At 45.8% G+C, this 6838-nt stretch carries 6 protein-coding genes and 2 tRNA genes; 5 read left to right on the forward strand and 3 right to left on the reverse strand.

Features of this window, described 5'->3' with window-relative positions; genetic code table 11:
* Positions 1–468: 468 nt before the first annotated feature.
* Positions 469–960 (forward strand): hypothetical protein, encoded by a 492-nt coding sequence (locus tag AT710_08775; protein KUO90549.1) that lies wholly within the window; start codon positions 469–471, stop codon positions 958–960.
* A gap of 3 nt (positions 961–963) precedes the next feature.
* Entirely contained in the window at positions 964–1971 is a 1008-nt protein-coding gene (locus tag AT710_08780; protein ID KUO90550.1) for a hypothetical protein, read from the forward strand.
* Between the two features lie 129 nt (positions 1972–2100).
* Here AT710_08780 and AT710_08785 read toward each other — a convergent pair whose 3' ends face one another.
* Complete coding sequence (locus AT710_08785) at positions 2101–3228, reverse strand: hypothetical protein (GenBank protein KUO90551.1); 1128 nt, start codon at positions 3226–3228, stop codon at positions 2101–2103.
* A 119-nt stretch (positions 3229–3347) separates the two neighbouring features.
* Here AT710_08785 and AT710_08790 point away from each other — a divergent pair.
* Both AT710_08790 and AT710_08795 read left to right on the forward strand, forming a co-directional pair.
* A tRNA-Glu gene (locus tag AT710_08790) sits at positions 3348–3439 on the forward strand.
* Positions 3440–3595: 156 nt separating this feature from the next.
* A tRNA-Ser gene (locus AT710_08795) sits at positions 3596–3683 on the forward strand.
* An 88-nt stretch (positions 3684–3771) separates the two neighbouring features.
* Here AT710_08795 and AT710_08800 read toward each other — a convergent pair.
* Both AT710_08800 and AT710_08805 read right to left on the reverse strand, forming a co-directional pair.
* On the reverse strand, positions 3772–4962 hold the full coding sequence (locus AT710_08800; protein ID KUO90552.1) for a citrate synthase: 1191 nt from the start codon (positions 4960–4962) through the stop codon (positions 3772–3774).
* Between the two features lie 113 nt (positions 4963–5075).
* Positions 5076–5768 carry a hypothetical protein gene (locus AT710_08805; protein ID KUO90553.1) on the reverse strand — a complete coding sequence of 231 codons (693 nt, stop codon included), beginning with the start codon at positions 5766–5768 and terminating at the stop codon, positions 5076–5078.
* Positions 5769–5846: 78 nt separating this feature from the next.
* On the opposite strand from AT710_08805, the gene AT710_08810 reads away from it, so the two are divergent.
* Entirely contained in the window at positions 5847–6803 is a 957-nt protein-coding gene (locus tag AT710_08810; GenBank protein ID KUO90554.1) for an acyl-CoA thioesterase, read from the forward strand.
* Positions 6804–6838: the final 35 nt, after the last annotated feature.

The raw sequence follows: 6838 nt of genomic DNA on the forward strand, positions 1-6838 counted from the left end.
CCGGACCAAGCCGCCAATACCTGCACCCATTGTCTACTGCTTAGTCCATACACTTGCGGGCAATGCATTAATCATTTTAAAGCGTTAAGCAATAATTCAATTAATATTATCGGTAAGAGAAGGCAAGGCTGTGATTCTCCCCACCATTTTAATGCATGTGACTTGATTTATCCATGCTCTTCATGATGGCATTATGTTTCAGATTTAAATGACTTAAATCTATTAGGTACATGTCAGCAATGACGGCAAGGGAACTATACTGTTAATATTATTGTGAATCTGCTTTTCCCATCACACCCAGTCGCGTTATATGTCATATTACCGTTGAGCAACGTTAGATTGTCCCTATCTACATAAATTAGCTATCTAGCTACTGGTCTCCTCTTTGCCATAAATGGATTAGGTCTATTGTTTATTATAAGCGACTAATCTGATAGCATTTTAAATAATATATTATATATTTAACTAATGGATATTGGAAATACCTTTAAAGAATGCTTAGAGGAAGTTAATATTTCAATTGATGAATGCATATTTGAAAAACTGAATTGTAAACGAATAAATGATGCCGAGAATCGATCTGGCATTTATGTTTTCCTCGATGATTCAACAATTTATTATGTTGGTGAGTCCAATAATATAGGCCGTAGAGTTGGTCATGAGCATTGCAAGGCGCATATTGGTGGCTCCGAGGCCGTGGTCAGGTTTCTAATATATTATCTAGATGATTTATACAGGGAGGCGCACCACGAGAAGGGGCTAAGTATTATTGAGAGGGAGCGATTGATTAGGGATCTACTAATGAGAAGAATTAACAGCCTATCTATACTCGTATTGATATGTGATAAATTAATTGATCATAACAATAGAAAGAATCCCCTGAGGATTAGGCTTAAGAAATGTCTGATTGATAAGTTAAACCCAGTACTAAATTCCAGCTCTCAAACTTATGGAACTTAAATAATGAAGAAGCCAGTAGCCACTAATCTCATAGACAGGACCTCTTGGAACCCGAATCCGCNGTCCCATGACTATATACAAAAAGATATATACTACCTAGATCTATTTAATATTATGGCTAAGAGACTTGGAGTACTCATTGGTCTTGGCATAGGTATCCTATTGATCGCTTTTCTATTCTTGGGTTCATCAAGCCTTGCATATGTTTTCTATAGGGATTCATACATTACGACGACTACATCAAGTTCAATATGGATTATTAATATGACGACTCCACCATATAATGAGACGACCGGCATTCCATCGAACCTAAACATTATATATTCCACCTTGGCGAAACACGGCGTAACTAACTATACCTTAGCAGTATTAATTAGAAATAGCAGCTACTACTATGCTCTCTTTGCTGTAAAGACCGGTAATGGAGAGGGGTATGTTGGAGTGTTTGTACGTGGCAATATGGCTGAAGTGGATGATGGATTGAGGGAGATTTTATTCAATGAATCAATTACTGAGAAGAGGGCAGCGATGGGCAGCGATGAATACATCGTTGATATTATTGAGTACAAACTATTTAACTTAACCAGCCCAATCTTGAAGATGTACTTCCCCGACGCCACATTCTTTGGAGGGTATGTTAATTATACCGAGGACTTCCACATCGCCGGAGTATTGCTTGCCTCGCAGTCCGCATTCGGTGATTTTATCGGCGAGTATGGTCAATGGGTTGAATTAACCTACGCCAACGATATATATAGAACCTTCGTTCTATGGGCTGATAATTGCGCCAACACTAATACCAATGATCACTCGCCATACTATGTGCATGGATTTTATGCTTGGAATTATGCAAGTGGCTCATACTATGAATTGTTATCATGCGCAAGCACGTTAGAGGCTTGGTGGGCTATGCAGAATGGCTGGACTGTTAATACAATAGCTAAGATATCTTATAGCAGCTATTATAATAAGGGAGTGGCGCCATGCGGCACTTGCCCAGCGCCGCCTTGATGATCGGTATTAAGCCACCTGGTATGGCCGCTCATTCCTTTAATGCGTTGTGATAAAGCAAACGACAAATCTCGCCCTTTAGGGCCGGGGAGGAGGCCAGTAATGGCAATTCCAGTTTTTAAACATTATTTAACGCCCCCTAAGGAGAGGCACTGATGAGGCTATTGCAGCAATGGATGAGGCCAGCATCAGAAATGACATGCCTATCCCCAAGTTGCTTGATATGGAGGCAGCCAAGGCAACGCCTACCCCGGCCATTATGCGCCCCAACAGGAAGGTGAAGTTTGTTCCAGTTGCCCTTACCTGTGGTGGATATAGCCTCCCCATCAATATCCCCATGTAGGCGAAGAATGATGATGCAAAGTAGCCCAGCGCTATTGGCACAATAATTAAGCCCCAATTCATTAAATTAATTACTAAGAATAATAGAGAGGAGGCGAGAGCCATTGTGGAGAGCGTTATTGTTGTCTTGAAGCTGCCCCACCTATCCATTATGTACCCAGCCAAACCGAATGATACGGCCATTAACGTGGATAGCGCAATTAGCGTTGCCTCGTAAGTGATCCCCCTGAAGCCCCTAATTAGGATATAGGTCGGGACTAGGCTTATGAATGGTACAGTGAACATGAATGCCGATGCAACTAGAACAGTGCCTAATGCCGTTATTGATCTATATTGAGGCGAGAATATTTCCCAGTAACTAGTTCTCAGCGATTGGAACCGAGTCTCAGGTATAGCTAGGAGAGACGATAGGGAACCAATTAGACTCACTACCCCAATTATAGCCATGTATGGCCTCCAACTCCTCACTAGGAAAGATGTGGCTGCATCCAGAAGCATGCCGACCGGGTATAAGCCCTGCATGATGCCGCCCAGCAAGCCTTGATTGCTTCGCCACACCTCCACAATAACAGCGTAACTAATCCCGTTCTCTGAATTAACGCCGAAACCAACGAGGAACCAAAGCAAGTAAAGCTCCCATATATTAGTGATTAGGGAAGTAATTAACGTGGCTAAGCCGAATATCAATATGGATAACCCCAACCCAATTCGCCGACCCCACCTATCCGCAACTACTCCAATCACTACACCCCCCAACGCGCCGCCGATGAATGATAGAGTCACGGCTAAACTGATCAGCGATACGCTGACCCCCAAGGCACTGGATAATTGTGGAATCACGTATATTATCGAGAATACGCTATAGGCGGAGAGGAGGAAGGGAATCATGACTCCCAAAGCCCTTAAAGCGCTCATCGCATAATAAATTAATTAAACCCTTTTTAATGGATTACCAGTAAATGCATGAAGCGACGCATCATGGAGGGAATTGGAACGGTAAAAATTAAAAAGGCAGCAAGTACGTCGGTATCAAGGCCCCGGTAGTATAGCCTGGTCAAGTATGCGGGCCTCTCGAGCTTTTGGGCGCAGACAGCCCGAAACCCGGGTTCAAATCCCGGCCGGGGCATCAATCATAATAAAATCAACGGATATTAAGTGCCGAATGCATGGGTAATGCATTAATCTATGTTCTCCTCCCCGCCCTAAAGGAGCGGGGACTATCATTCTCATTGATATAAAGAGAAGGAAAAGCTAAAAAACTCCTCATTAGATAGGCGCATGAGCCGGGGTGGCCGAGTTGGCCCAAGGCGCGGGCCTGCTAAGTCCGTCCCCGAAAGGGGGCCCGGGTTCAAATCCCGGCCCCGGCGCCACATCGTTTCAGGATTATGAGAACCAACAATTATGTGAAATGATTGAGGATTGAAAAATAGATAAGCGGGGAATTATTATCTAATTGAATTACCTTTTTTCTATGGGTACGTATGGCACGTCGTGTGGCCCCACGTAGCATGCCCTGGGCCTGAATAGCCTGTGCTGGTTGAGGTACTCCATGGCGTGCGCAGACCAGCCGACCACGCGGCTCATTGCGAATATTGGGGTATAGTACTCGTATGGTATGCCCAGCAGGTACATGGCGATGCCGCTCCAGAAATCTATATTCGGATATAGATACTTGCTGGCCAATTTCTCCAGCACAACGGCCTCCACCTCGCTCGCTATATTGTAGTACGTCATGTTGCCCTTTGATTGGCTTAATTCCTTCACTAGTTCCTTATATATCTTGGCCCTTGGATCATAAGCCTTATAGACGCGGTGCCCCACGCCCATTAATCTCTTGCCTTCCCCAAGCATTTTCTCTACGTATGGCCTAGCCTTATCTGGGCTCCCGATTTCCAGGTACTGCTTCATGGCTGCCTCATTTGCCCCACCGTGGAGCGGACCCTTTAGAGTAGCTATTCCAGCCACTATTGCTGAGTATAAATCGGTCCAGGTCGATATGGCTACTAAAGTGCCGAAAGTGGAGGCGGGGACTTCATGATCTATATGGAGCACCAGGTATAGATCTATTGCCTTTGTTGATGTGGCGTCGGGCTCGGTTCCAAACATCATATAGAGGAAGTTGGCTGAGTGAGACAGTGATTCCTTCGGCTTTATGTACTCGAGCTTCCTGCTGAATCTATAGTGGGCCGCTATTATGGATGGAAGCTTAGCGGTTAGTCTAACGGCCTTCCTAAAGTTAGCTTCCTGGCTATTATCATTTATGTCTGGATCAAATGCGGCTAAGCCAGCGACGGCGGCCTCGAGGACATGCATTGGGTGTGCCCGGGGCGCTAGGACCCTTATTGTGCTGATCACTTCATCTGGGAGATCCCGCTCCTTGGCCAGCATTGACTTAAAGGACTCCAGCTCCGCCTTCGTGGGTAGGCGGCCATTAAATATTAGGTACGCTACTTCCTCGAAGTTGGAGTACTTGGCTAAATCATTTATATTGTAACCCCTATACCATAAAATGCCTTTTTTCCCATCTATGTCGCTTATTGATGTGGTCTTAACCAGGACGTCCTCCAGCCCATGAATTATTGGTCCACAGGGTGATTGAATTACCTTGCCGGTTGTGGATATTTCCACCTTTGTAATGGTTTCCGACATGTGTGGTTCTACATGCGGTATATATTTAAGCATTTTTAGTGGAAATTACTGCTATTGTAGAAAATAAATTTCACGTACTAAACATATTAGGCGGGATAAGTATATATTAAACCCTACCTAGATATATAATCACGAATGAATTCGGCCACTCCCAAGCCGCTTGGCGCCTTAGTGATGATTCTAGCGGCAGCGCGCAGCTCTGGAACAGCATTTGACACCGCCACTCCCCACCCAACCAACTTTACGGCCCCAATATCGGTGCGTCCATCCCCAATATAAGCCACGTCCCCACACGGAATGCTTAATCGCCTACAGACCTCCATAATAGCGGTGGACTTATCTATGCCGGGCGGAAGTACGTGAATGGCGTAGCCGCTGGACTCCACCACCGCCTCAACGCGCATTCTCTGCAGCTCAGCCCTTATTTTCCCGATTATTTCATCCTCGTTCCCCGTTATTTCGAATGCGGCATCGAAGGAGCGGCAATTGAATTGGTAGCTCAATTTAAGGCCAAGCCGCCTTGCCAACTCCACTCCAAGCTCCTTAATGCCAGGCCTACAGAGGGGTATCTCCTCCCCATTAAGAGATAAGAGGCATCCATTCTCGGCTATTATTGGAGCGAATGCGCCTATGCCTATATATCGAGCCAAGGATTTGGCCACAATCATTGCATTGCCCGTGGCTATTCCAATCCTTATCTTATCCTTAATGGATTGTATTGCCCTTAATGCTTCGGGCTCCAACTCATCAACATCTCTGCTTCTCGTGAGGGTTCCATCTATATCAAGCATAAGTAATCGAATCATTAGAAGCGAGGCAAACGGGCTTGTTTTAACTATGTTGTCCACATAAAAGTTTAATATCTGGACCGCATTTCCCCAATCATGGTTGCCATTAAGGACACCAGGATTCATTCTCTCCGGGTCGTTAATCAATTTGACGCTAATTACCTTGGGAACCTCTTCGGCGGTAGAATGATGGAGTGGATGGTGGAGACCGCCACCATAGCTACCTCTAAGTTATCAAATGGTCCATCCGTTATTTCGTACCTGGATGAATTATTTTTCCTGAGACCAGTCAAGGTGGGGGACATAGTTGCAATAGACGCATGGGTGGATTACGTGGGCAGATCATCGATGGAGACCCGGGTCAGGTCAGAGAAGCGGGGGAGATCAAGCGGCGTCGTGGTGACGTCAACGATGTCCTTCGTCGCCATAAATGATTACGGGAAGCCAAGGGACGTTCCAACCAAGATAGTTCCGGCACCGGATGAAGAGAACGAATTCAGCACAGCAATGGAGAGAAGGAGACAGAGGGAATTACTTGTCGGCAATAGGAGAACTGCTGAACACGATGTTGAGGACCCAACGCATGACTTAAGATTCAGGGTGGAGTCGAGGCAATGGGTTAGGCCCGATGATGCATTGCTCGGCAATATATTGTCAGGCGGAAGATTATTGGCCTGGCTGGACAACATTGGGGCGCTTGTTGCCGCCGAGTACGCGGGGGGAACAGTGGTGACGGGCTCAATAGGCGATGTCGCATTTTACTCCCCTGCATATATAGGCGATGTGGTTAATATACGGGCTGGAGTAACATTCGTCGGCAAATCCACCGTGGAGGTCATGCTAAACGTAATAGCCGAGGACAAGTATGGAGGCTCGCGGCACATGTGTACGGCATACTACACGTTTGTCCACATAGGTGAAACCGGAGAACCAGAACCCGTTCCTCCATATGAACCGAAAACCGATGGAGAGAGGCGACAATACTTGGCCGGCATGGAGAGGCGGAAAAAAATGGAGGAGGACTTGAGGCGAATTAAGGCAAGCATGAATTAATATCATAATTAATGCCTGACGCGTTTCATCATTAC

It is taken from the genome of Thermocladium sp. ECH_B, from assembly GCA_001516585.1.
GTDB lineage: Archaea > Thermoproteota > Thermoprotei > Thermoproteales > Thermocladiaceae > Thermocladium.